The sequence below is a fragment of the Sphaerisporangium sp. NPDC049457 genome (assembly GCF_055586705.1).
In genome coordinates, this window is sequence record NZ_JBVJHR010000021.1 from 68,723 (window position 1) to 91,350 (window position 22,628).

A 22,628-nucleotide genomic window follows, 5' to 3' on the forward strand; every position below is an offset into this window, starting at 1 on the left:
TCAGAAACATCCCTTCCGTCCAGATTCGTGAGGGAGGGTGGGTGGGGACACTCCCTTTATGGCGGATGTCCAACCGCGCTCGCTCATGCCGCACATGCGGCTGGACGAGGTGCTGTCGGAGCTGCGGCTCCGGCTGGACGCCGTGCTCGCCACCCGCGACCGGGTCCACGCGCTGCTCGACGCGGTCGTCTCCGTCGGCGGCGACCTCGACCTGCAGACCGTCCTGCACCGCATCGTGGAGACGGCCACGACCCTGGCCGACGCCACCTACGGCGCCCTCGGCGTGGTCGGCGAGGAGAACACCCTGGTGCAGTTCGTCCCGGTCGGTCTGAGCGAGGAGGAGGTCGCCCGCGTCGAGCACTGGCCGCACGGGCTGGGCCTGCTCGGCCTGCTGATCAAGGAGCCGCGCGTCCTGCGCCTGCACCGCATCGCCGAGCATCCCGAGTCCTCCGGCTTCCCGCCCGGCCACCCGCCCATGGGCAGCTTCCTCGGCGTGCCGATCCGCGTGCGCGAGGAGCTCTTCGGCAACCTCTACCTGACCGAGAAGCGCGGCGGAGGCGACTTCACGGAGGAGGACGAGGCCCTGGTCGTCGCCCTGGCGGCCGCCGCGGGCGTCGCCATCGAGAACGCCCGCATGTACGAGGAGACCCGCAGGCGCGAGGTCTGGCTCCAGGCGTCCTCCGAGGTCACCACCACGCTGCTGTCGGGGGCCGGCGCGCGGGACGTGCTCACGCTGGTCGCCCGCCGGGCGCGCGAGATGTCAGGCGCCGACGTCGCGGTGGTGCTGCTGCCCTGCGCGGGCGGTGAGCGGCTGCGCGTCACGGTCGCCGACGGAGTGCGGGCCGAGGACGTCGCCCCGGCCGAGGTCATGGTCCGCGACTCGTTGCCGGGCCGGGCGTTCAGCGGCGGCGAGCCGGTCGTGGTGGCCGACCTGGCCGAGACGGCGATCCCCGCCGTGGTGTGCGAGCGCTCGCGCGCCGGACCGGCCGTGGCGGTGCCGCTGGGCGCCGCGGGAGCGGTGCGCGGGGTGCTCTCGCTCGGCAGGCGCCCCGGCCGGGCTCCCTTCGGCCGGCCGCACGTGCGGATGCTGCGTTCGTTCGCCGGACAGGCCTCGCTGGCGCTCGAACTGGCCGAGGCCCGCGCCGACGCCGAGCGGCTGCTCCTGCTGGAGGACCGCGACCGCATCGCCAAGGACCTGCACGACGTGGTCATCCAGCGCCTGTTCGGCGTGGCCATGACGCTGATGGGCGCGGCGCGGCTGGTCGACCGCCCAGAGGCCTCCGAGCGGGTGCGGCACGCCATCGACGAACTGGACGGCACCATCCGGCGGATCCGCTCGGCCATCTTCGCGCTGCAGAGCCCTCCCGCCCCGGGCGCGGCCCCGGCGGGCGCGCGCATGGCATGGCGCCACGCCTGCCCGCCACTGCCACCGGCGCCCACCTCCCCGCCGCAGCCCCCGGAGGCCGGGGACGGCGTCAGTCGTGGCGGCCCGCCTTGAGCTGGGCCGCCAGCGCCGCCGCCTGGGTGCGGCGCTGCATGTCCAGCTTGGCCAGCAGGTTGGAGACGTAGTTCTTGACGGTCTTCTCCGCCAGGAACAGGCGCTCGCCGATCTGCCGGTTGGTCAGTCCCTCGCCGATGAGCTCCAGGATGTGGCGCTCCTGGCCCGTGAGCGCCGCCAGCGGATTCTTCCTGACGGCCTGGTCGCGCAGGCGCCGCAGCATCGACGCGGTGGTCTGCGGATCGAGCAGCGACTGGCCGCCCGCCACCGTCCGCACCGCGCCGACCAGGTCGGACCCGTGGATCTGCTTCAGCACGTAACCGGCCGCGCCGGCCATGACGGCGTCGAACAGGGCGTCGTCGTCGGCGAAGGAGGTCAGCATCAGGCACGCCAGCCCGGGGATCTTGGAGCGGACCTCGCGGCACACCTCCACCCCGTTGCCGTCGGGCAGCCGCACGTCCAGCACCGCCACGTCCGGCCTGAGCGCCGGAATGCGCGCGATGGCCTGCTCGGCCGTGCCGGCCTCGCCGACGATCTCCATGTCGTCCTCGGACGACAGCAGAGCGGCCACGCCCCGGCGGACCACCTCGTGATCGTCCAGCAGGAACACCCGAATCATATGGCGACCCTACTCACGCCCCCCACAGCCCCAGAAGAGGCGAAGGTCCCACACCACCGCCCCGCGGGCCTCTGGAACAACCGATGGCGCTAGCCGGACTTCTCGATCGGTACGCGCTTGGTCTGCTGCTTCTCCTCTGCCAGTGGGATGTCCACTTCGAGGATCCCGTCGTGGTAGACGGCCCTGACGTCCTGCTCTCCGGCGTTCGGCGGCAGCGGCAGGGACCGGCTGAACTCGCCGTACCGGAACTCCGTCCGATGAGCCTCCGACCGCTCCTCCTTGCGCTCCCCGTGGATCGTCAGCATCCCGTTGGAGACGACCACCTCGACGTCGCTCTCGGGGTCGATGCCGGGCAGCTCCGCGCGGACGATGTAGTGGCCGTCCCTGACGGTGTCCTCGAACCGCACCATCTGGCCGACGGAGTACGGACGGCCGCCGCCGGTGAAGGGCGCCTCCAGCCAGTCGAGCAGGTCGGGTACCAGGCCTCTGGACTCCCTGCGCGTCGGCACTGACATGAGAACCTCCCTGGTTGTGTCCGGACCTTCACTTCCATCCCACTCCTCGGCGGAAGCCGGGGTCATGGCCGTAGGTCCCGAATCGGCGGGACGTTCGCCCCGCGGGGAGCGGCGCCCGCCGCTCCCCGCGGCCGCGGGCGGTCACACGCGCCTGGAATGGCCGGCCATCTGGGCGACGTCCTCGGCGGCGTCCTCGGTCAGCTTGCCGGCCAGGTCGGCGAGAGCCCGGCCCGCCGCCAGCTCGTCGCCGATCTCCGGGACCGGCCGGTCGATCGGATTGCGCCTGGCGTACCCGACGCTCTCGTGGCGCATGCCCGCGCGGTTGAGCAGGACGGCCCGGGCGACTGTGCGGTCGTCGTTGTCGTCCTCGGTTATGTAGATCTCCACAGTCCACTGCTTGGCCTGCATGGGGGCCTCCTTCCGGTGTCCTATCTCCACCATCTCTCACCCGCGGGCGCGCCCGTGCGCCGCCCCGGGCGTGTCCGGCGGGCCACGCGGGGGTGCGCTCACTAAACTCCCCCGGGGGCGAGTTCGGGGGAGTGTGGGAACGCTTCATGCTGCACGGCATCGATGTGTCCAACTGGCAGGGCGCCGTCAACTGGGCCGGCCACGCCGGCGACGGCGTCGACTTCGGCTTCGCCAAAGCGACAGAAGGCACCCGTTTCACCGACAAGTGGTTCGCCCGCAACTGGGCGGCCATGCGCGAGAACTGGCTGGTCTGCGGCGCCTATCACTTCGCCCACCCCAAGGGCGACCCCGACGACCAGGTGCGCCATTTCCTGGACGTGGTCGACGCGGCGGGCGGGCTGCGGCGCGGCGACCTGATCGCCCTCGACCTGGAGCACTCAGGGCACCTGCCGCCCCACCAGGTGGCGGCGTTCGCCCGCCGCTGGTGCCACGTCCTGAACGTGATCACCGGGATACGGCCGCTGATCTACACCTTCCTGTCGTTCGCGAAGAAGGGGTACTGCGCGGGCCTCGCCGACTACCCGCTGTGGATCGCCGCGCCCAGCCATCCCAAGGGCCACCCGGTGGTGCCGCCGCCGTGGGACCGGTGGGCGATCCACCAGTACGCGCACGGCCCCATCGACCGCAACGTCTTCCGCGGCACCCGCGCGGAGCTCACCGCGCTCGGTGCGCAACCGGTCGAAGACCGCCGCAGCAAGGCGTAGGCGGCGCGATAAGGCGAGGCGGTTTCCCGGTAGCATCGGCACGACAAGCGGAGTGCCCGCGCCCACCCATCTCATTGGAGCAACCGTGTCTGCCGCCCTCGACATACGCGTCACCCTCGCCGGAGCCGAGCGTGTGGTGGCGGGCGGTACGACGGCCGGCGAGGCGCTCTCCGCCGACGGCCGCTCGGTCGTCGCCGCCAGGATCAACGGGGAGCCGCGCGACCTGGCCACCGTGGTGGCCGACGGCGACGTCGTCGAGCCCATCGCCATCGACAGCGACGAGGGCCGGGCCATCCTGCGCCACTCCACCGCGCACGTGATGGCGCAGGCCGTCCAAGAGATCTTCCCCGGCGCCCGGCTCGGCATCGGCCCGCCCGTCGAGAACGGCTTCTACTACGACTTCGACGTCGAGCAGCCGTTCACCCCCGACGACCTCAAGCGCATCGAGAAGCGCATGCGCGAGATCGTCAAGCAGGGCCAGACCTTCGCCCGGCGGGCCGTCAGCGACGAGGCCGCGCGCGAGGAGCTCGCCGCCGAGCCCTACAAGCTGGAGCTCATCGGCCTCAAGGGCGGCGCGGGCGAGGAAGAGAGCGTCGAGGTGGGCGGCGGCCAGCTCACCATCTACGACAACCTCGACCCCAAGTCGGGCGAGCTGTGCTGGAAAGACCTGTGCCGCGGGCCGCACCTGCCCTCGACCCGGGTCATCCCGGCGTTCAAGCTCATGCGCTCCGGCGGCGCCTACTGGCGGGGCAGCGAGAAGAACCCGCAGCTCCAGCGCATCTACGGCACCGCGTGGGAGTCGCGCGACAAGCAGGACGAGTACCTCCGCCTGCTGGAGGAGGCCGAGAAGCGCGACCACCGCAAGCTCGGCGCTGAGCTCGACCTGTTCTCCTTCCCGCCCGAGCTGGGCTCCGGCCTGCCGGTGTTCCACCCCAAGGGCGGGGTGATCCGCAAGCTGATGGAGGACTACTCCCGCAAGCGGCACGAGGAGGCCGGCTACTCCTTCGTCAACACCCCGCACATCACCAAGGAGCACCTCTACCAGGTCTCCGGCCACCTCGACTGGTACGCCGACGGCATGTTCCCGCCCATGGAGCTCGAGGGCGCGCGCTACTACCTCAAGCCGATGAACTGCCCGATGCACAACCTGATCTTCCGGGCGCGCGGGCGCTCCTACCGCGAGCTTCCGCTGCGGCTGTTCGAGTTCGGCACCGTCTACCGGTACGAGAAGTCCGGCGTGGTGCACGGCCTCACCCGCGTGCGCGGCCTCACCCAGGACGACGCGCACATCTACTGCACCCGCGAGCAGATGCGCGACGAGCTCACCTCGCTGCTGCGCTTCGTGCTCGACCTGCTGCGCGACTACGGGCTCGACGACTTCTACCTTGAGCTGTCCACCAAGGACCCGGTCAAGTTCGTCGGCACCGACGAAGACTGGGAGGAGGCCACCGCGACGCTGCGCGAGGTCGCCGAGTCCGAGAAGCTCGAACTGGTGCTCGACCCCGGTGGCGCCGCCTTCTACGGCCCCAAGATCTCCGTCCAGGCGCGGGACGCCATCGGCCGCACCTGGCAGATGTCCACCATCCAGCTCGACTTCAACCTTCCCGAACGGTTCGAGCTGGAGTTCCAGGGGACGGACGGGGCGCGCCAGCGCCCGGTCATGATCCACCGTGCGCTGTTCGGGTCGATCGAGCGGTTCTTCGGCGTCCTGGTCGAGCACTACGCCGGCGCGTTCCCTCCCTGGCTCGCCCCGGTGCAGGTGGTCGGCATCCCGATCTCCGAGGCGCACGTGGCCTACCTTGAGGAGGTCGCCGCGCGGCTGCGCGAGCGCGGCATCCGGGTCGAGGTCGACGCCTCCGCCGACCGCATGCAGAAGAAGATCCGCAACGCGCAGAAGTCCAAGGTGCCGTTCATGCTGCTGGCCGGCGACGACGACATCGCGGCCGGGGCGGTGTCCTTCCGCTACCGCAGCGGCGAGCAGAACAACGCGGTCCCGGTGGACGACGCCATCGCCGAGATCGTCGACGCCGTGGAGCGCCGCGTCCAGGTGTGAGATCAGGGCGCGGGGCGGCGGCGGTGCCCGGGAGGCGAAGCCGCGGCCCCGCGTCCTATGCTGCATGGCATGCAGGAGCCGATTGAGCAGCCCGGTGCCGGAGATCCCGACAACTTCCAGCGTCTGTGGACCCCGCACCGCATGGCCTACATCAAGGGAGAGAACAAGCCGAGCGGCTCGGGCCCTGGTGACGGCTGCCCGTTCTGCGAGATCCCCAAGATGAGCGACCAGGACGGGCTCATCGTGGCCCGCGGCTCCTCGGTGTTCGCGGTGCTCAACCTCTACCCCTACAACTCCGGCCACATGATGGTGGTGCCGTACCGTCACGTCCCCGACTACGTCGACCTGGACGAGGGCGAGACCGCGGAGCTGGGCGACTTCACCAAGCGCGCGATGCTGTCGCTGCGGAAGGCGAGCGGCGCGCAGGGGTTCAACGTCGGCATGAACCTCGGCCACGTCGCCGGGGCGGGCATCGCCGCCCACCTGCACCAGCACGTCGTGCCGCGCTGGGGCGGCGACACCAACTTCATGCCGGTGGTCGGCCACACCAAGGTGCTGCCGCAGCTCCTGCAGGACACCCGCGACCTGCTCGCCGGCGCCTGGCCCGCCTGACGCGGCCCGCCCCGCCGGGCCGGCCGCTTCACCCGGCCGCTCAGGCCGGCAGCGGGTCGAGCGCCGGGGCCGCGAGGGGCGGCGACCCGGGGGCCAGGGCGCGGATGCCGGCCGACAGCACCAGCGGGACGGCCAGCGCCAGCGCCATGGACAGCACGGCCGCGCCCGAGTCGTTGACCAGCATGCCGACCACGCCGCTGACCAGCGCGCCGATCAGCCCGGCGCGCAGCATCGGCGCCCGCTCGAAGGCCACCGGCAGCACCCCGGCGCTGGCGGTGCCCGGCCGCAGCAGCGCGAAGACCAGGAACGCGAACGCCGCGATGACGATCGGCATGAGGTTGGGCGACAGCAGCGTGCTCAGCATGGCCCCGAGCTTGCGCCCGATCACCGGCAGGAACGTCCCGTCGATCACCTGCCCGACGAACCGGCCGAGGTGGGTCTGCGAGGCGGCCGGCCGCAGGTGGTCCAGGTAGGCGATGCCCATCACGATGACCCCGCCGGCGGCGCAGAACGCGCCCAGCTTGATGATCGAGACCCGCTTGCCCGCCACCAGCAGGGCGGTGACCGCGATGCCCGGCACGAAGGCGATCACGCCGCCGAAGTCGCTGCCCACACCGGGCCAGCCGTCCAGGATCATCGCGAAGCCGCCCAGCCCGGCCACCAGGACGACGGCGGCGCGGCGGTGGCCCGCCCGCACCAGCCCGTCGGCGGCCGCTGTCGTCAGCAGCAGCACGGCGGTGGCCATCAGCGCGAAGGGGATGTTGCCCAGGCCGTAGTAGCGCGCGCCGACCACGCCGGTGTAGCCCATGATGCTGTTGAGCTGCAGGGGCGTGCCGCTGAGCAGGTCTCCCACGAGCACGGCGGCCGTCACCGCCGCGATCACCGACGGCGGCCCGAGCACCTCGCCGGCGCCGGGACGGCCGCGCAGCCGCGCCCACGCGGACGGCAGGCCCAGGGCCAGCACGGTGAGCGCGGCGGCGCAGACGAGGACCCCGGCCACCAGCGTGACCGCGGGCGCCCCGGCGCGCTCCCACGGGGTGAGGTTGACCAGGTAGGTCGACGCCGGCAGCGAGGCCAGCGTGAGCGCCGCGACCCGTACCGCGCCGAGCCCCTTGCGCCGGCGCAGCAGCAGGAACGCTACCGCGTAGAACAGCACTTGCAGCACCGCCAGGCCGGTGAAGAACCCGCCGCCGACGGCGCGGATGGTCTGCCCGGCGACGTCGGCGTGGCCGAGCGCGGCCACGCCCTCCTCCGTGCCGGTCTGCCGACCGGCCTCCCACGGCACGCCGATGACGGTGCCCGGGACGGCCGCGCCGGCCGCCCGCAGGACCGTCGCGGTCACGTCGGGCAGGATCACCATGTCGTCGCGGTGGGTGGACCTGGCGCCGAGAAAGCGGTCTTCGGCCTCCGGAGCCCGCCACATCGCGACCCGCAGGTGCGGCTCGGAGCCGTGGTCGGACAGGCCGGTCAGCACGATCTTCGTGTCGGCGGGCAGGTGCCCCACGACCTCGCCGACCTTGGCGTCGGCCGCGGCTAGAGCCCCCCGGCGGTCAGCGGGGGAGAGCCTCTCGGGGGTGTCTGAGAGCAGTTCGCCGTCGATGTAGGGACGGATCAGGTCGTCGATGTCGACGGCCAGGACCGGGCAGGCGGACCAGTCGGAGACGGCGCGCGGCGTCGCCGCGTACACATCGACGGCGCCGGAGCGGTCGGCGAGCGCGAGCGCCGCCCCGGGGCCGACGGCCTGGGTGCACCGGCCGGCCGCGTGCAGGGCCGCGCCGAGCGAGCCGGCGTAGTCGTTGTCGCGTACCGTCCACAGCCAGTCGAAGCCGGGGACGACCGTCTTGCCGCCCTGTACCTCCACGGCGGGCGGCGGCCCGCAGCGGGCGCCGACCGAGGAGCGCACGCCGGCCGAGACCGTCAACCAGCCGTCGTAGGGACAGGTGACCCTGCCGACGGTGCGCACCGACAGCGACCCGATCGCGCTCTGCGCGGCGAGCCGCCACAGGTTCGGAGTGGTCGCGGCGCTGACGTCGTCCCACCGGAGGCCCGGCACGCCGATGAGCGCCACCCGCGCGGGGGCGTCGGCCTCTCGCGAGTCCCCGGCCCGCCCAGGGGCCTGCGCCCATGCGGCGCCGGTCGTGGTCAGGCACAGCATGATCACCGCCAAAGCGCCCAGCGCCCGCCTCACCACTGACCGACCTCCCATGACGTCCACCGGCGACGTCCACCGGCGAATCCCTGGAACCGTACGGGAAACCGCGTCGCCCGGTCCAGGGAATCGGGGTGAACATCACCCGGAGCTCGGCGCCGCTCCCAGCGGCACGCGTCCAGGCGCGCGGCCGCGGCGCCGCCGGAAGGCTGCCGCCATGGGGACCTCACTCGCCCGTCCGGACACCCCGGGACGCCCGGCCGTGATCAGGGCGCCGTGGTCAGGGCAGTACGACGGCCGCCGGGGCGCTCTCGTTGCCGAGGCGGTCGAGCGCGGTCACCAGGTAGGCGCCGCCGCCCGTGACGGCGTAGGACTGCGCCGGGGTGCCGGCGGCGGGCACCACGGCCAGCAGGTTGCCGGCGTCGGCGGTCGCGCACCCGTCCGGCTTGGCGCCGGCGACCCGGTACACGGCGTACGACCGGGCCTCGGGGGAGGACTTCCAGCTCAGCGTGCCGCCGGCCAGAGCGAGGCCGGAGGGGACGGCCGGGGCCCGGCCGCCGCGGTCCTTGACCAACGGCGGCAGCGCGGGGCGGGGGTAGTGCTCCTTGACCAGCGCGTCGAGCACGCCCAGCGGGTTCTTGGCGAGCTGGGCCGCGCTGAAGTAGACGTCGCCCCGCACCTCGGGGTACTTGCGGTTGAGCGTCAGATGGGCGGGCAGCTCGCCGGCCCTGGTCCAGGCCGCGACGTCCTTGGTGCCCACGCGGTAGAGCGCCTGACCGATGTAAAGGTGGACGTCGGTGCCCTTGACCTGGTTCGCCCACCACGGCACCAGCTTGGCGTAGTCGGCGGCGGCGAACCCGCGGGGCCAGTAGATCTGGGGCATGACGTAGTCGATCGAGCCGGAGGTGATCCAGGCCCGGGCGTCGGCGTAGATGGCGTCATAGGCCGACAGGCCCTTGGTGTCGGAGCCGGACGGGTCGTCGGACTTGTTGCGCCAGATGCCGAACGGGCTGATGCCGAACTTGACGTACGGCTTGGTCTGGTGGACGGCCGCGCCGACCTGGGCGACCAGCGTGTTGACGTTCTCCCGCCGCCATTCGGCCAGCGCCATGCCCTTGCCGTACTTTGTAAAGGCGGCGGCGTCGGCGAACTTCGTGCCCTTGCCGGGATAGGGGTAGAAGTAGTCGTCGAAGTGGACGCCGTCGATGTCGTAGCGCTGCACCACGTCCTTGATCACCTTGACGGTGTGGGCGCGCACCTGCGGCAGGCCGGGGTTGTAGTACAGCCGGCCCTCGTGCTTGACGACCCAGCTCGGGTGCTGCCGCGCCGGGTGGCTCGCGGGCAGCTTGGACAGGTCATCCTTGTCGGCCGCGCGGTAGGGGTTGAACCAGGCGTGGAACTCAAGGCCGCGCTTGTGCGCCTCGGCGATCAGGAAGGGCAGGGGCTCCCACCCGGGGTCGCGGCCGGGGGTACCGGTCAGCCACTGCGACCAGGGTTCGTAGGGGGACTTGTAGATCGCGTCGGAGGCCGGGCGGACCTGGACGAACACCGCGTTGAGGTTGCGCTTGACCGCGTTGTCGAGGATGCGGACGTACTCGGCCTGCTGGCGGGCCGCGTCCAGGCCGGTCTTGGACGGCCAGTCCACGTTGTGCACGGTCGCGATCCACACGCCGCGCAACTGCCGTTTGGGATATTTGGCGCTCACCGCGCACTCCTGGGCGCCCGCGGCCTGCCCTGACTTCGCGGTGGCGGGGTGGGCGGCGGGTTTGCCGTCGCCGGTCGCGTTCTTCCCCTCGCGGGCCGCCGGCGCGGATCGGCCGGTCGCGGGTTTCGCGCCGGCGGTCGCGGCCTTGGCCTCGGCGGCCGCGCGCTTCGCTTCGCTGTCGGCGGGAGCAGCGCCAGGTCCGAAGATGTAGGCGACGCCGGTGGTGACCACCGCCATGGTGGTGGCGGCGAGCAGAGGCCGATGTCCGTTTCGCATGGGACATCAGTGTGGCATCGGCAAAACACTGGTAAGGCCCGATAAAAGAAATCGCATCGTGATGTCATCGTGACCGATGTGACCTGTGAGGCCGCCGTGCCGAAACGGAGCCGCGCGCGGCGCCCCCGCCGGACCCCCTCCTCCCGGCGAGCACCTGCGCCTTCACACCCCGGCCGCCCCGGCGTCCCCCGCACCACACCTCAACCCCCGGCCCGGCGACCCGCCAAGGGTGACAACTGCCTTACCTACGTCGCCGCTCTGCCCCATCAGCACGAAGCGGACGGTGCGGTCGCTCGTGTAGTGGAGTCGATCCCATCGCCCGCCATGCGGGACTTTCGACGGCGCCGCGACGGCGGGTCTTGGTACGGCGAATCCGGCGCCCCGCTACGGCGGCCAGCGGGGGCGGGGGCGAGTGGCCGGCCGGGGTTGGCCGGCCGGGCCGCTCGCATCGGGTTCGGCGGCCGCTTCTGCGGGCTTCGGGGGCCGCCGGGGCGGTCTAGTCGGACGCCGACCTGAGCTTCTCGGCCAGGTGGGACGGCAGCGGCTCGTAGCGCAGGAAGGACCGGTGGAAGCTGCCCGTGCCGTGTGACATGGACCGCAGGTCGATGGCGTACCGGGTGATCTCCAGTTGCGGGACCTCCGCCTTGACCAGGGTGCGCCCGGTGCCGACCGCCTCGGTGCCGAGGACGCGGCCACGGCGCGAGGACAGGTCGGACATCACCGCGCCGACGTGCTCGTCCTCGACCAGCACCGACAGCTCGTCCACCGGTTCGAGCAGCAGGGCGGGCACCTTGGCCGCGGCCTCCTTCAGGGCCAGCTGCCCGGCGATCTGGAAGGCCATGTCGGAGGAGTCCACCGAGTGGGCCTTGCCGTCGAACAGCGTCACCCTGATGTCCACGACCGGATAGCCGGCCAGCACGCCGCGTTCCATCTGGGCGCGCACGCCCTTCTCGACCGAGGGGATGAACTGCCTCGGCACCACGCCGCCCACGATCTTGTCGACGAACTCGAAGCCGCCGCCGGACGCCAGGGGTTCGATCTCGACGTGGCAGATCGCGTACTGCCCGTGCCCGCCGGTCTGCTTGACGTTGCGTCCGGTCCCCTGGGCCTTGCCGCCGAAGGTCTCGCGCAGCGGCACGCGCAGCTCGACGCGCTCGACCTCCACGCTGTGGCGCTTGGCCAGGTGGTCGAGCAGCACGTCGGCGTGGGCCTCGCCCATGCACCACAGGACGAGTTGGCGCGTCTCTGGGTTGTTCTCCAGGCGCAGGGTCGGGTCCTCGGCCACCAGCCGCCCCAGGGCCTGCGACAGCTTGTCCTCGTCGGCCTTGGACTTGGCGCGGATCGCGACCGGCAGCAGCGGCTCGGGCATCGTCCAGGAGGTCACCAGCAGCGGGTTGTCCTTGTCCGACAGCGTGTCGCCCGTCTCGGCCCTGCTGAGCTTGGCCACCGCGCAGATGTCGCCGGCGACGCACTTGGTGGTGGTGCGCTGGTGCTTGCCCAGCGGCGAGGACAGCGCGCCGATGCGCTCGTCCACGTCGTGGTCCTCGTGGCCCCGCTCGGCCAGGCCGTGCCCGGAGACGTGGACCACCATGTCGGGGCGCAGCGTGCCGGAGAAGACCCGGACCAGGCTGATGCGCCCGACGTAGGGGTCGCTGGTGGTCTTGACCACCTCGGCGACCAGCGGCCCGTCGGGGTCGCAGGCGAGGCCGGCGACCGGCTTGCCGGCGATCGTGGTGATCTCGGGAAGAGGGTGCTCCATCGGCGAGGGGAACCCCTGGGTGATCACCTCGAGGAGTTCCTGCATGCCGACGACCGGGCAGGAGCCCTGCACCGCGCACGTGGCGAGCACGGGATAGAAGCCGCCCCTGGCCACGGCCTTCTCCAGGTCGTCGATCAGCACCTTGGTGTCGATCTCCTCGCCGGAGAGGTAGCGGTCCATGAGGGACTCGTCCTCGCTCTCCTGGATGATCCCTTCGATCAGCGTGCCGCGGTAGGCGTCGATCTGCTCCTGGTAGGCCGCTCCGGCCGCGTTCTCGGTGCGCGTGCCGGTCGCGTAGTTGAAGAACTTCTGCGACAGCAGGCCGATCAGGCCGTTCACATGGCCGTTGGTCACGACCGGCAGGTACAGAGGCGCCACGCCGTCGCCGAAGGTGTCCTGGCAGGCGGCGACCACGTCGTCGAAGTCGGCCCGCTGGTGGTCGATCTTGGTGATGACGACCGCGCGGGGCATGCCGACCGTGGCGCACTCTTCCCAGAGCATGCGCGTCAGCCCGTCGATGCCCTCCGCCGCCGAGACCACGAACAGGGCCGCGTCCGCCGCGCGCAGGCCCGCCCGCAGGTCGCCCACGAAGTCGGCGTACCCCGGGGTGTCCAGAAGGTTGATCTTGATGCCGTTGTACGTCACCGGGGCCAGGGACAGGTTGACCGAACGCTGCTGGCGCACCTCGACCTCGTCGAAGTCGCTGACCGTCGTGCCGTCCTCCACCCGTCCGGTGCGCTGGACGGTGCCCGTCGCGGCGAGCAGTGCCTCCACCAGCGTCGTCTTCCCGGACCCGGAATGGCCGACCAGCACGACGTTTCGCACGGCATCCGGCCGGTCGGCCGAGGGCGCCCTGCCCGCGGCTCCCGCTGGTCCTCCCGCTGTTCTCTCTGGCATTACGCCTCCCGCGTCTCGCCGTGAGATGCGGCCGCGCGCGGTCGCATCGTCCGCCGCCGCGCCCGCCGCCCGAAAGAGCGCGGTGCATTCACCCTTCACCCGTCCGGCGCGGATCACAAGGGCCTGAAGGCAAAAGTGCCAGCGGGAAGACAACCGCACTCTCCCGCCTGTACCTCACCACGTCGCCCGCGTTCTCTGACAGCGTTCCCCGTCCGGCCGCGGGCGACTCGTGCCGGAGGCCGCGGGCTTGGTTCGGAGGTCGCGGCCGGTGTGGCCTACGATCGGACGGCGATGTTGAAGCTCCTGCGTCCCGCCGCCACCCGCGTGCTCTCCCCGCTCGGCCGGGCGCTCGCCCGCCTGGGGATCACTCCGAACGTCATCACCGTCCTCGGCACGCTCGGGGTCGCGGCCGGAGCCCTGGGGTTCTATCCGCGCGGCGAGCTGTTCCTCGGGTCGGTCGTCATCACCTTCTTCGTCCTGGCGGACCTGCTCGACGGCGTCATGGCCCGCATGCTCGGCACCGGCAGCACGTTCGGCGCGTTCCTCGACTCGACGCTCGACCGCGTCGGCGACGCGGCCGTCTTCTCCGGCCTCATCTTGTGGTTCATGGCGAGCGGCCAGAGCCTTCTGGCCGGGGTCGCGCTGTTCTGCCTGGTCGCCGGCGCCGTGGTGTCCTACGCCAAGGCCCGCGCCGAAGGGCTCGGCCTCAACTGCGACGTCGGCCTGGCCGAGCGGTCCGAGCGCCTGGTGGTCGTGCTGGTCGCCGCCGGCCTCGGCGGGCTCGGCGTGCCGTACATCCTCGCCGCGGGCCTGTGGCTGCTCGCCGCCGCCAGCGCGTTCACCGCCGGGCAGCGCATCTTGCACGTTTACCGTCAGACGGTGCCAACATGAACCTACGGGCTCACCGCACCTGGCGATGACTCTGCATTCCGACCGGCGATCCGCCCGCTGGATCTCTGACCGACCCCTGGGGGTGAACCTCGCGTGACTGATCGGCTCGTCGTCTGGGCTTTCCACCTCGGCTGGGTGCTGGTGCCCAAGCTGCCCGAGCCGGTGGCCGCGTGGGTCTTCCGCCGCGTGGCCGACGTCATGTGGTGGCGGCACGGCAAGCTCGTCCGCCGTCTGGAGTCGAACCTTGCCAGGGTGACCGGCAAGGACGTCGCCGATCCGTCGATCCGCGACCTCAGCAGGGCCGGCCTGCGGTCCTATTTCCGCTACTGGATGGAGGCGCTGCGCCTGCCGGTGATCGGCAAAGAGCGCATCCTCGCCGGCACGAACGCCATCCACGGCGACCGCATCTTCTCCACGCTCGAAAGCGGCCGGGGCATCGTGCTGGCCCTGCCGCACATGGGCAACTGGGATCTCTCCGGCGCCTGGCTGATCCACAGCGGGCACACCTTCACCACGGTGATGGAGCGCCTCAAGCCCGAGTCGCTGTACGAGCGGTTCGTAGCGTTCCGCGAGAGCCTCGGCATGGAGGTGCTGCCGCTCACGGCCAAGGGCGGGGGCACCGCGCACGCCTTCGGCACCCTCGCCCAGCGGCTGCGCGCCGGGCGCGCGGTCTGCCTGCCCGCCGAGCGCGACCTCACCGAGAAGGGCATCGAGGTCGACTTCTTCGACGGCAGGACGCGCATGGTCGCCGGTCCGGCGCTGCTGGCCATCCAGACCGGGGCCGCGCTGCACCCGGCGACGATCTGGTTCGAGGGCGACGGCTGGGCCATCCACATCCACGAGGAGATCCCGGTCCCCGCCGAGGGCTCCCGTCAGGAGAAGGTCGCCGTCATGACACAGAGCATGGCGCGCGTCTTCCAGGAGGGCATCGCCGAGCACCCCGAAGACTGGCACATGCTCCAGCGCCTCTGGCTCGACGACCTGGAGCCCCGGAGCGCGTCGTGAGGGTCGGCATGGTGTGCCCCTACACCTGGGACGTCCCGGGCGGGGTGATGGCGCACGTCCGCGACCTGGCGGAGGCGCTCATCGCCGACGGCCACCACGTGTCGGTGCTCGCGCCCGCCTCCGACGACGCGCTGCTGCCCTACTACGTGACCTCCGCCGGCCGGGCCGTCCCCGTGCCGTACAACGGCTCGGTGGCGCGCCTGGCGTTCGGGTTCCTGTCGGCCAACCGGGTGCGCAAGTGGCTGCGCGAGGGCCGTTTCGACGTGCTGCACGTCCACGAGCCGGCCGTCCCGTCGGTCGGCCTGCTGGCCTGCTGGGCGGCGAGCGGCCCGATCGTGGCCACCTTCCACGCCTCCTACCAGCGCTCGCGCGCCGTGGCCGTCACCGCGCCTGTGCTGCACACCGCGCTTGAGAAGATCTCCGGCCGCATCGCGGTGTCCGACGCCGCGCGCAAAACCCTTGTGGAGCACATGGGGGGCGATGCCGTCCTCATCCCCAACGGCGTCACGGTGAGCCGGTACGAGCAGGCCGAGGCCCTGCCAGGCTGGGGTCCGGACGGCGGCGTGATCGGCTTCCTCGGCCGCATGGACGAGCCCCGCAAGGGCCTGCCCGTGCTGCTGGAGGCGTTCGCCCTGCTCGGCCCCGACCGTCCCGGGCTGCGGCTGCTCATCGCGGGGCCCGGCGACGCCGACGAGGTGCTGTCCAAGGTGCCCGCGCCGCTGCGCGACCGGGTCGGCATCCTCGGCATGGTCAGCGAGGACGACAAGGCCCGCGCCTACCACTCCGTGGACGTCTTCTGCGCGCCGAACACCCACGGCGAGAGCTTCGGCATCGTGCTCGCCGAGGCCATGGCGGCCGGGGCGACCGTGCTGGCCAGCGACATCCCCGCCTTCCGCAAGGTGCTCGGCGAGGGCCAGGCGGGCGCGCTGTTCACCACCGGCGACGCCGCGTCCCTGGCCCGTGAGGCGGCCGCGCTGCTCGACGACGCCGAGCGGCGCGCCAAGCTCTCCGACGAGGCCCGCCTGGCCGTCCGCAAGTACGACTGGTCGACGGTGGCCCGCGACGTGGTGCGCGTCTACGAGACGGTGACGGCGACCACGACCGGCGGCGTCGAAGAGGAACGCCGCGGAGCGATCCTGTGACCGTCCCGCCGGCGCCGCGTGCGCGGTGGTCCGTCCGTCCGGCGACCGCTCCGTCCGGCCGCTTCCACCCGCGTGAGGACACATGAGCGCCATGACCGTCAGTCTGCTCGTCGGCGCGATCATCGTGCTGTCGGCCGTGTACATCTCGTGGCGGGCCGGGCGGCTGGACCGCATGCACATCCGCCTGGAGACGGCGCGCGCGGCGCTGGACGCCGCCCTGATCAGCCGCGCCGCCGTCTGCCTGGAACTGGCCGCCTCCCGCGTCCTCGACCCTGCCACCAGCCTGGTGCTGGCCGCGGCCACCCACGAGGCCCGGACGGCGGGGCCCGAGGAGCGCGAGCACGCCGAGAGCGACCTGTCGCGCACGATCAGGGCCGTGCTGGACCAGGAGCGCTTCAGGGAGCGGCTGGCCGAGACCCCGGAGGGCGCCGCCCTGATCGGCGAGCTGGACACCGCCGTCACCAAGGTCATCTACTCGCGGCGCTTCTACAACAACGCCGTGGATGTGACCCGCCACGCGCAGCGCCGCTGGCTCGCGCGCACCCTCCGCCTGGCCGGCCACACCGACCCGCCGTCCTACTTCGAGATCGACGACGCCGAGCCCGCCTCGTTCGCCCAGCAGGCCTGAGGCGTTCGCCCAGCGGGCCTGAGGCGTTCGCCCAGCGGGCCTGAGGCGTTCGCCCAGCAGGCCTGCTGGGGCTTCGCCCGGCAGGCTTGAGGCGCCCGCGTCCAGCAAGCCTGAGGCTCGGGCGTCGGCGAACCGCTCGGCCGGTCCGCTACCCGTTGGCGAGGACCGCCTTGGCGTTCTTGACCCAGGACTGGAAGACCGGTCCGGCCGCCTCCAGCCGCTGTCTCTCGGCCGCGACGAGACGCTCCTCATACGCGGCTCGCACCGCCTTGTACACGCCCACGAGGTTGACCTGTCGCTGGCAGGCCGCGTCGAGGCCGGCGACGCGCTTCTCCTCCGCGCCGGCGGGGGTCGAGGCGGTGCGCGTCACCCATTTCGGGTCGTTCCTCAGCAGCACCGGATCGGGATATCGAAGCCCTTCCTTCGCCATGCAGGAGCTCCAGGCGGCGAAGACCTGACGCACTCTGCTGTCCTGCATCGTCGATATACGGGACTGGACCGCCAGGGCGCGCGGGTCCACGGGCAGCTTGGCGGTCTTGCCGCGCACCTTGCGCTCGGCGTCGCCGTCGCATCCCCCTTCCGGCACGGCCCGCCCGCTCCGGGTCTCGGCCACCGAGCCGGCGTAGACCTTCTTCTCCTCCGCGGTGGCCTGGTGGGCGGTGCCCTTCTCCGGGCTCCGGGAGACCGCGGAGACCTCGGACGCCGGCCTCGGATAGCCGTTGGCCGAGGCCGACGCGGGGTCGAGGTACTCGGCGTAGTCGTACTCCCGGTAGTTCTCCGGGCTGCCGGAACCGATGGTCTCCGCGGTCCACTCACCGAAGCCCAGCGTCCTCATGCAGGTCGCCGCCGCCGCGTCGTGCGCCCGGTCCAGGGTGGCGATGTCCTGCATCGACGTCATGTAGGGGTCCAGCGGCAGCGGCACATGGGCGCTGCTGGTGACCACAGGCACGGGCCCCAGGGTCGGCTCGCCGGTCGGCACGGGCACCGGGTTCGACGGCGGAACGGTCGTCGAGGGCGTGGTGGGGCCGACCGGCCCGGGCGTCGGAGTGCCGGGCGGCGCCGCCGCCGGAGTCTGCCAGCTCTCGGTTCCGCAGCCGGTCAGCAGGACCGTCGTGGTGGCCGCCAACGCCAGGACCGCCGCGCGACGGCGGGATGCTCTCGTTCTGGTGTCCATCACTCGCCGTTCCTCTTCCAATAGCAATGGTTGGGATAGCCGTACCGTGTGTCGTCGCAATAGGCCTCGGTGTGGAGATACATCCATTGAGTGTCGTCGATGTCCCCGGAGAGCACGTCCCAGTAAGGATTGTTGTTACAGCCGTACTTGTTGATCCACAGCACCCAGTCGCGGCCGTCCGCGGTGATGCGCCGGTACTTCCACCGCTGCCAGTCGCTGCCCAGCCAGGTGTACTGCATGATCTCACTGCATTTGCCCCGTCCGAGATCCTGGTAATAGTCATACCGGTCGAGGGCTTTCTGGCTGTTGTAGTTGATGATGGCGTAGTAGCCGTCTTCGCTGAGCTTGAAGTCCGACCACCATTGGTTGTTGGTGACGTAGCTCGCCGGCCACGCGACCACCCGGGCCTGGTCGGCGGTGGAACTCTGCCAGATCTCCATCCATCCTTGGTTGCGTTCGTTCTGCCAGCGATATACGCCGTCGGCGTGTGCGGCGGCCGGGAGGACGGCGATGAGCGCGGCGGTGGCGGATAACAGGAGCGACGCTTTCAGGACGGTCCGCGACGATCGTCGCAGGAAATCTCTCACGACATTTTCTCCTCGGCAGGCGATGATTCTTGACGCGCCGGAATGCCGGCATCCTCAGGGGCAGGGCGGTGGAAAGGTGCGGCGTCGGCCCGAGCATGCATCGTCGCCGGAGGCCGGTACAAGCGTCGTGCGAGAAGGTGTCGGCTTCCCGACAGGCGGGGTGACACGCCATGACGAGGGCCGGCGCGGAGGAATTCGGGCGCGGCTGACAGCTGTTTCCGGCAGGCGTCTCCGCTGGAAACGGCTCCCATTCCAAGCCACGCCCAATAGGCCGGAATCAGAGAAAGCCGCCCTCCGTCACATGCCTTGTGTCACGCGATCGACGGCATTCTCGGTACCTCTCGGGTCGCGTATGCGCTCAGGGCAGCAGACGGGCGCGGGAGCGGGCGTGGCGCAGCAACGGGGGACAGGTCAGCCGGGTTCCGGACCGCGTGGGAAGCGCGAAGGCCACGGCCTTGGCGGGCTCGCCGCCGGTGAAGGTCGTCGTGACATACGCGCGGCAGTGGGCCTGTGACAGCTCACGGGTGAGCATGAGCCCCCGGCCGCCCTCGGCGAACAACTCCAGCGCGGTCTGGCCGTGCGAGCGGTTCAGGACGGCCGGGATCCAGCGGAGGTCGGGGTCACCGTCCACCACCTCGCACCAGGTCGGCACGCCGCCGAGGTCATAGACGCGCAACTCGTAGGGCGGCCGGCCGTGCCGTTCGGCGTTGGCCGCCAGCTCGGACACGATCGTCTCGGCGTCGGAGACCTCCTCTCCCGTCAGGCCCTCGCCGCACAGCACCTCCCGGACGAGGGAGCGGGCGCGACGGCACGCCGAACCAGGGTGGAGCACCGTGACGGTCATGCCGACCAGGGCGAAAGGGGACTCCTCCTCATCCGCCTCGCCGGCGTGGCGGGGCCGCCCGTTCCCCTCGGAGGCGCGGCGCCCGTGCTCAGCCGCCGCGCCGGCGGACGGACCGGAGTCCGACGGGCGGTCGTGAGGGTTTCCGGTCCTGCCGTCCGCGGGGACGTCGGCGGCGCGCCCTTCGGGGCCGGCGGATCCCTGCGCGGGAATCGTCGGGCGTCCGGAGGGGACGCGGGGTGCGTCCGCTGTGCAGCGGGGGATCGGCCGCATCGGGCTGCTCCTGTTCTCGGCTCTCGGCGACAGTGCTCAGCAGGAGACCTGATCGGGCGCCCGCAGCCCAGGTCCCCTCCTCGGCGTCGCCGTTCGCCAAGCCCTCCAAGCGTCCGTCAAACCTCTCGTCGCCCGCCGCGCGCGTCTGCGCGCCGAGTGGTCGTTTCCCGGTCGTTCAGGACGGACGGCCGGGCGTCCAGGGCACGTCCGTTGACAATGAGTCGCCGTTGAGTAACGGATTGTCGTGGAGGTGGGTCGTGGGCGGATCGAGGCGCGGCGCGGCACGTCCGGAGCCGGCGCGGGCGCGCAGGCGGATGGGCATGAGCCAGGAGGAGATCGCCGAGGCGCTGTGGGTCTCTCCGACCACCTGGAGCCGGTGGGAGCGGGGGAGGCAGTCGATCAGGCCGGTGTACCGGGCGCGGATGGCCGAGGTGTTCGGAGTCGATCCCGCCGAGGTCGAGCGGTGGGTGGAGGGCGGCGCCCCGGTCGATACGGAAGCCTGGCTCTGCCCGGGCTTCAGCGACCTGTCGCTCGCGGCTACGGTCGAGGCCGCCGGACGACTGTGGAGGTGCGACATGGACCCCGATCGCCGTCATGTGCTCGCCGCCCTGCCCTTCGTGCCGGCGGCCCTGGGCAGTTGGCTGTCGGCGTGGAGCTACGGCACCCCGGTCCCCTCGGCCGCCCACGACGCCTCCGGCCCCGCCGTCGGCATGTCGGACGTCCAGCGCATCAACGAGGCGCGCCAGGCGTTCGGCCAGATGGACCACCGCTTCGGCGCGGGCCTGGTCCGCCCCGCCGTGGTCGACTACCTGAACACCGCCGTCGCACCCCTGCTCCGAGGCCGCTACACCGATGAGGTCGGTTCCGCGCTGATGTCGGCCGCGGCGGGGATGACGCAGATGGCCGGTTGGACGGCGTTCGATCTCGGCTGGCACGGTGTGGCACAGCACTACTTCGGCCAGGCGCTCAAACTCGCCAGTGCCGGAGGAGACGCCCTGACCGGCGTGTGGGTGCTGACGAGCATGACCCACCAGGCCATCTGGCTGGAGCACTCGTCGCACGCGGTCTGGTTGGCTCGCGCGGCCGTCGAGTCCGCCCGTCGTGGCCAGGCGCCGCCGCGTGTACTGGCTCCGCTGCTCGTCAGAGAGGCGTGGGCGACGGCGCTTCAGTCAAGGCCGAACGACGGCGGGGACAGGCATTCGGCCCAGCGAGTGCAACGGCTGCTCGCCGAAGCCGAGCAGGTGCACGCCCAGGGACGCACCGATCGTGATCCGGCCTGGACGATATGGGCGGACGAGCCGGAGTTGGGCTCCGAGATCGGCCTGTGCTGGGAGTTGCTCGGCCGGTTCGACCGGGCCGTCGAACGCGCGGACTTCGCCGCGCGGGAGTTCTCCGAGCGGCGCCCACGCTCGGCGCAGATCAACCGGATGAACATGGCCGACGCTTATCTCGGCATGGGGGAGGTCGAGCAGGCGGTCGCGTCCGCGCGGGCGGCGGTGCCGATGGCGCGGTCGCTGACGTCCGTGCGGGCCGTCGAGCGCGTCAGGACGTTCTCCGAGCGACTGGAGCCCTACGCGACCACCGTCCAGGTCAAGGAGTTCCGCGCCCACCTGGCCGCCGAACTCGCCTCCTGAGCCGACACCGTCGCCGTCCGGCCCCCGAGGGGCCCGGTCCCGAGGGCCCGGTCCCGAGGGCCCGGCCCCGGGCGCCCGGTCACCCTGCGAAAGCCGAGCCCTCGGTCACCCTGCGAAAGCGGAGGGTACGCCGGTGCGTTCCCGGCCTCTCTCCGTTCCTCGCGACCCGTCCGGGGTTCGGCGTCCACGACCGGCGCGGGTTCGGGGGCTCCGCGCGGACCGGAAATAGGCCGCGATCCGGACGTCGGCTCGGCTAGGTTCCCAGGATGGCTCCTCACTCAAAACCGGCGGCGGAGGTGGACGTCTCCCCGGACTTGGTCCGGCGGCTCCTGGCCGACCAGCAACCCGACCTCGCGCATCTCCCCGTCGAGACGATGGCGAACGGATGGGACAACGTGATGTGCCGGGTCGGGGACGCGCTGGTCGCGCGGCTGCCCCGGCGTCAGGTGGCCATCCGGTCGTTGGTGCTCGAACAGCGGTGGCTCCCGATTCTCCGGTCCCGGCTGCCGCTGCCGGTTCCCGCGCCCCTGCGGACCGGGCGGCCGGGCTCCGGCTACCCCTGGCCGTGGAGCGTCGTCCCGTTCCTGCCAGGGCGGATCGCCGCCCGGAACCCGCCCGCCGACCCGCTGGAGGCCGCGGTCACCCTGGGCGCGTTCCTCGGCGCACTGCACACCCCCGCCGTCCCGGAGCTTCCTGTCAATCCTTTCCGAGGGGGGTCGCTCGCTGAGCGCCACGCGGCGGTCACCTGGAGCCTCGAAATACTCGGCGACCTGGTCGACCACGAGGCCGTGACGCGCGTATGGGAGGCTGCGGTCGCGGCGCCGCAGTGGGACGGGCCCGCGGTGTGGGTGCACGGCGACCTTCATCCCGCCAACATCCTGGTCCACGACGGCCGCGTCAGCGCCGTGATCGACTTCGGTGACCTCACCTCAGGCGACCCCGCCACGGACCTGTCGGCCGCCTGGATGCTCCTGCCCACCACATGCCACGAGACATTCAGGGACGCCTATCGCGCGGCGGGCGGGCATGCGGGGGGCGACGGCCTCTGGACGCGCGCCAAAGGCTGGGCGCTCGCGCTGTCGCTCGCGTTCCTGGCTCAGTCGGCCGACGATCCGCTCATAGCGGAGATCGGCCGCCGCACCCTCGCGGCCGTTCTCGCCTGACACGGCCGGAAATGGTGGGGCCCTTCGTGCCATGT

The 22,628-nt window shown here is 71.8% G+C and carries 19 protein-coding genes; 10 read left to right on the forward strand and 9 right to left on the reverse strand.

What is annotated here, in order from left to right:
- The first annotated feature begins 58 nt into the window (after positions 1–58).
- On the forward strand, positions 59–1,498 hold the full coding sequence (locus tag ACZ6QO_RS29440; protein WP_465855278.1) for a GAF domain-containing protein: 1,440 nt from the start codon (positions 59–61) through the stop codon (positions 1,496–1,498).
- On the opposite strand, the gene ACZ6QO_RS29445 is transcribed toward ACZ6QO_RS29440, so the two are convergent.
- The 3 genes from ACZ6QO_RS29445 to ACZ6QO_RS29455 all read right to left on the reverse strand — a co-directional run bounded on the left by ACZ6QO_RS29445 (position 1,476) and on the right by ACZ6QO_RS29455 (position 3,040).
- Positions 1,476–2,117, reverse strand: a complete 642-nt coding sequence (locus tag ACZ6QO_RS29445; RefSeq protein ID WP_465855280.1) for a response regulator transcription factor — start codon at positions 2,115–2,117, stop codon at positions 1,476–1,478. The genes ACZ6QO_RS29440 and ACZ6QO_RS29445 overlap by 23 nt on opposite strands.
- An 89-nt stretch (positions 2,118–2,206) precedes the next feature.
- The gene (locus ACZ6QO_RS29450; protein ID WP_465855282.1) at positions 2,207–2,632 is read right to left on the reverse strand and encodes an Hsp20/alpha crystallin family protein; all 426 of its coding nucleotides are present in this window, start codon (positions 2,630–2,632) and stop codon (positions 2,207–2,209) included.
- Between the two features lie 141 nt (positions 2,633–2,773).
- Positions 2,774–3,040: a DUF1876 domain-containing protein gene (locus tag ACZ6QO_RS29455; RefSeq protein ID WP_465855284.1), complete on the reverse strand. Its 267-nt coding sequence runs from the start codon at positions 3,038–3,040 to the stop codon at positions 2,774–2,776.
- Between the two features lie 146 nt (positions 3,041–3,186).
- Here ACZ6QO_RS29455 and ACZ6QO_RS29460 point away from each other — a divergent pair, with 146 nt between their 5' ends.
- From ACZ6QO_RS29460 to ACZ6QO_RS29470, 3 genes are all read left to right on the forward strand, one after another.
- Positions 3,187–3,804, forward strand: a complete 618-nt coding sequence (locus ACZ6QO_RS29460; protein ID WP_465855286.1) for a glycoside hydrolase family 25 protein — start codon at positions 3,187–3,189, stop codon at positions 3,802–3,804.
- Positions 3,805–3,889: 85 nt separating this feature from the next.
- Positions 3,890–5,857 (forward strand): threonine--tRNA ligase, encoded by a 1,968-nt coding sequence (gene thrS / locus ACZ6QO_RS29465; protein WP_465855288.1) that lies wholly within the window; start codon positions 3,890–3,892, stop codon positions 5,855–5,857.
- A 69-nt stretch (positions 5,858–5,926) separates the two neighbouring features.
- Positions 5,927–6,469, forward strand: coding sequence for an HIT family protein (locus ACZ6QO_RS29470; protein WP_465855290.1), 543 nt, complete (start codon positions 5,927–5,929; stop codon positions 6,467–6,469).
- 40 nt (positions 6,470–6,509) lie between these two features.
- On the opposite strand, the gene ACZ6QO_RS29475 is transcribed toward ACZ6QO_RS29470, so the two are convergent.
- The 3 genes from ACZ6QO_RS29475 to ACZ6QO_RS29485 form a co-directional block, all read right to left on the reverse strand.
- Positions 6,510–8,657, reverse strand: coding sequence for a hypothetical protein (locus ACZ6QO_RS29475; RefSeq protein WP_465855292.1), 2,148 nt, complete (start codon positions 8,655–8,657; stop codon positions 6,510–6,512).
- Positions 8,658–8,898: 241 nt separating this feature from the next.
- Positions 8,899–10,599 carry a glycoside hydrolase family 10-like protein gene (locus ACZ6QO_RS29480; RefSeq protein WP_465855294.1) on the reverse strand — a complete coding sequence of 567 codons (1,701 nt, stop codon included), beginning with the start codon at positions 10,597–10,599 and terminating at the stop codon, positions 8,899–8,901.
- Positions 10,600–11,095: 496 nt separating this feature from the next.
- The gene (locus tag ACZ6QO_RS29485) at positions 11,096–13,255 is read right to left on the reverse strand and encodes an elongation factor G-like protein EF-G2 (RefSeq protein ID WP_465855296.1); all 2,160 of its coding nucleotides are present in this window, start codon (positions 13,253–13,255) and stop codon (positions 11,096–11,098) included.
- A gap of 291 nt (positions 13,256–13,546) precedes the next feature.
- Between ACZ6QO_RS29485 and pgsA the strand changes: the two genes are divergently transcribed.
- From pgsA to ACZ6QO_RS29505, 4 genes are all read left to right on the forward strand, one after another.
- Positions 13,547–14,146: a phosphatidylinositol phosphate synthase gene (gene pgsA / locus ACZ6QO_RS29490; protein WP_465855298.1), complete on the forward strand. Its 600-nt coding sequence runs from the start codon at positions 13,547–13,549 to the stop codon at positions 14,144–14,146.
- 93 nt (positions 14,147–14,239) lie between these two features.
- Positions 14,240–15,151 carry a phosphatidylinositol mannoside acyltransferase gene (locus ACZ6QO_RS29495; RefSeq protein ID WP_465855300.1) on the forward strand — a complete coding sequence of 304 codons (912 nt, stop codon included), beginning with the start codon at positions 14,240–14,242 and terminating at the stop codon, positions 15,149–15,151.
- On the forward strand, positions 15,148–16,293 hold the full coding sequence (locus ACZ6QO_RS29500) for a glycosyltransferase family 4 protein (protein ID WP_465855302.1): 1,146 nt from the start codon (positions 15,148–15,150) through the stop codon (positions 16,291–16,293). The genes ACZ6QO_RS29495 and ACZ6QO_RS29500 overlap by 4 nt, the downstream gene beginning before the upstream one ends.
- 82 nt (positions 16,294–16,375) lie before the next feature.
- On the forward strand, positions 16,376–16,921 hold the full coding sequence (locus ACZ6QO_RS29505) for a hypothetical protein (protein ID WP_465855304.1): 546 nt from the start codon (positions 16,376–16,378) through the stop codon (positions 16,919–16,921).
- 148 nt (positions 16,922–17,069) lie between these two features.
- Here the strand turns inward: ACZ6QO_RS29505 and ACZ6QO_RS29510 are convergent, their stop codons facing one another.
- From ACZ6QO_RS29510 to ACZ6QO_RS29520, 3 genes are all read right to left on the reverse strand, one after another.
- Positions 17,070–18,095, reverse strand: coding sequence for a hypothetical protein (locus tag ACZ6QO_RS29510; protein WP_465855306.1), 1,026 nt, complete (start codon positions 18,093–18,095; stop codon positions 17,070–17,072).
- Positions 18,095–18,682, reverse strand: a complete 588-nt coding sequence (locus ACZ6QO_RS29515) for an RICIN domain-containing protein (RefSeq protein WP_465855308.1) — start codon at positions 18,680–18,682, stop codon at positions 18,095–18,097. The genes ACZ6QO_RS29510 and ACZ6QO_RS29515 overlap by 1 nt, the downstream gene beginning before the upstream one ends.
- 358 nt (positions 18,683–19,040) lie before the next feature.
- Positions 19,041–19,796 carry an ATP-binding protein gene (locus ACZ6QO_RS29520; RefSeq protein ID WP_465855310.1) on the reverse strand — a complete coding sequence of 252 codons (756 nt, stop codon included), beginning with the start codon at positions 19,794–19,796 and terminating at the stop codon, positions 19,041–19,043.
- A gap of 257 nt (positions 19,797–20,053) precedes the next feature.
- On the opposite strand from ACZ6QO_RS29520, the gene ACZ6QO_RS29525 reads away from it, so the two are divergent.
- Both ACZ6QO_RS29525 and ACZ6QO_RS29530 read left to right on the forward strand, forming a co-directional pair.
- Entirely contained in the window at positions 20,054–21,430 is a 1,377-nt protein-coding gene (locus ACZ6QO_RS29525; protein WP_465855311.1) for a helix-turn-helix domain-containing protein, read from the forward strand.
- A gap of 266 nt (positions 21,431–21,696) precedes the next feature.
- A complete protein-coding gene (locus tag ACZ6QO_RS29530; protein WP_465855313.1) occupies positions 21,697–22,593 on the forward strand; it encodes an aminoglycoside phosphotransferase family protein in 897 nt (298 codons plus the stop codon).
- Positions 22,594–22,628 lie beyond the last annotated feature (35 nt).

Bases quoted from the DNA above. Each gene is read 5' to 3' on its own strand.
- ACZ6QO_RS29510 (WP_465855306.1), bottom strand. From the start codon at position 18,095: ATGGACACCAGAACGAGAGCATCCCGCCGTCGCGCGGCGGTCCTGGCG.
- ACZ6QO_RS29530 (WP_465855313.1), top strand. From the start codon at position 21,697: ATGGCTCCTCACTCAAAACCGGCGGCGGAGGTGGACGTCTCCCCGGAC.
- pgsA (WP_465855298.1), top strand. From the start codon at position 13,547: ATGTTGAAGCTCCTGCGTCCCGCCGCCACCCGCGTGCTCTCCCCGCTC.
- ACZ6QO_RS29485 (WP_465855296.1), bottom strand. From the start codon at position 13,255: ATGCCAGAGAGAACAGCGGGAGGACCAGCGGGAGCCGCGGGCAGGGCG.
- ACZ6QO_RS29450 (WP_465855282.1), bottom strand. From the start codon at position 2,632: ATGTCAGTGCCGACGCGCAGGGAGTCCAGAGGCCTGGTACCCGACCTG.
- ACZ6QO_RS29455 (WP_465855284.1), bottom strand. From the start codon at position 3,040: ATGCAGGCCAAGCAGTGGACTGTGGAGATCTACATAACCGAGGACGAC.
- ACZ6QO_RS29505 (WP_465855304.1), top strand. From the start codon at position 16,376: ATGAGCGCCATGACCGTCAGTCTGCTCGTCGGCGCGATCATCGTGCTG.
- ACZ6QO_RS29470 (WP_465855290.1), top strand. From the start codon at position 5,927: ATGCAGGAGCCGATTGAGCAGCCCGGTGCCGGAGATCCCGACAACTTC.
- ACZ6QO_RS29480 (WP_465855294.1), bottom strand. From the start codon at position 10,599: ATGCGAAACGGACATCGGCCTCTGCTCGCCGCCACCACCATGGCGGTG.
- ACZ6QO_RS29445 (WP_465855280.1), bottom strand. From the start codon at position 2,117: ATGATTCGGGTGTTCCTGCTGGACGATCACGAGGTGGTCCGCCGGGGC.
- ACZ6QO_RS29440 (WP_465855278.1), top strand. From the start codon at position 59: ATGGCGGATGTCCAACCGCGCTCGCTCATGCCGCACATGCGGCTGGAC.
- ACZ6QO_RS29520 (WP_465855310.1), bottom strand. From the start codon at position 19,796: ATGCGGCCGATCCCCCGCTGCACAGCGGACGCACCCCGCGTCCCCTCC.
- ACZ6QO_RS29460 (WP_465855286.1), top strand. From the start codon at position 3,187: ATGCTGCACGGCATCGATGTGTCCAACTGGCAGGGCGCCGTCAACTGG.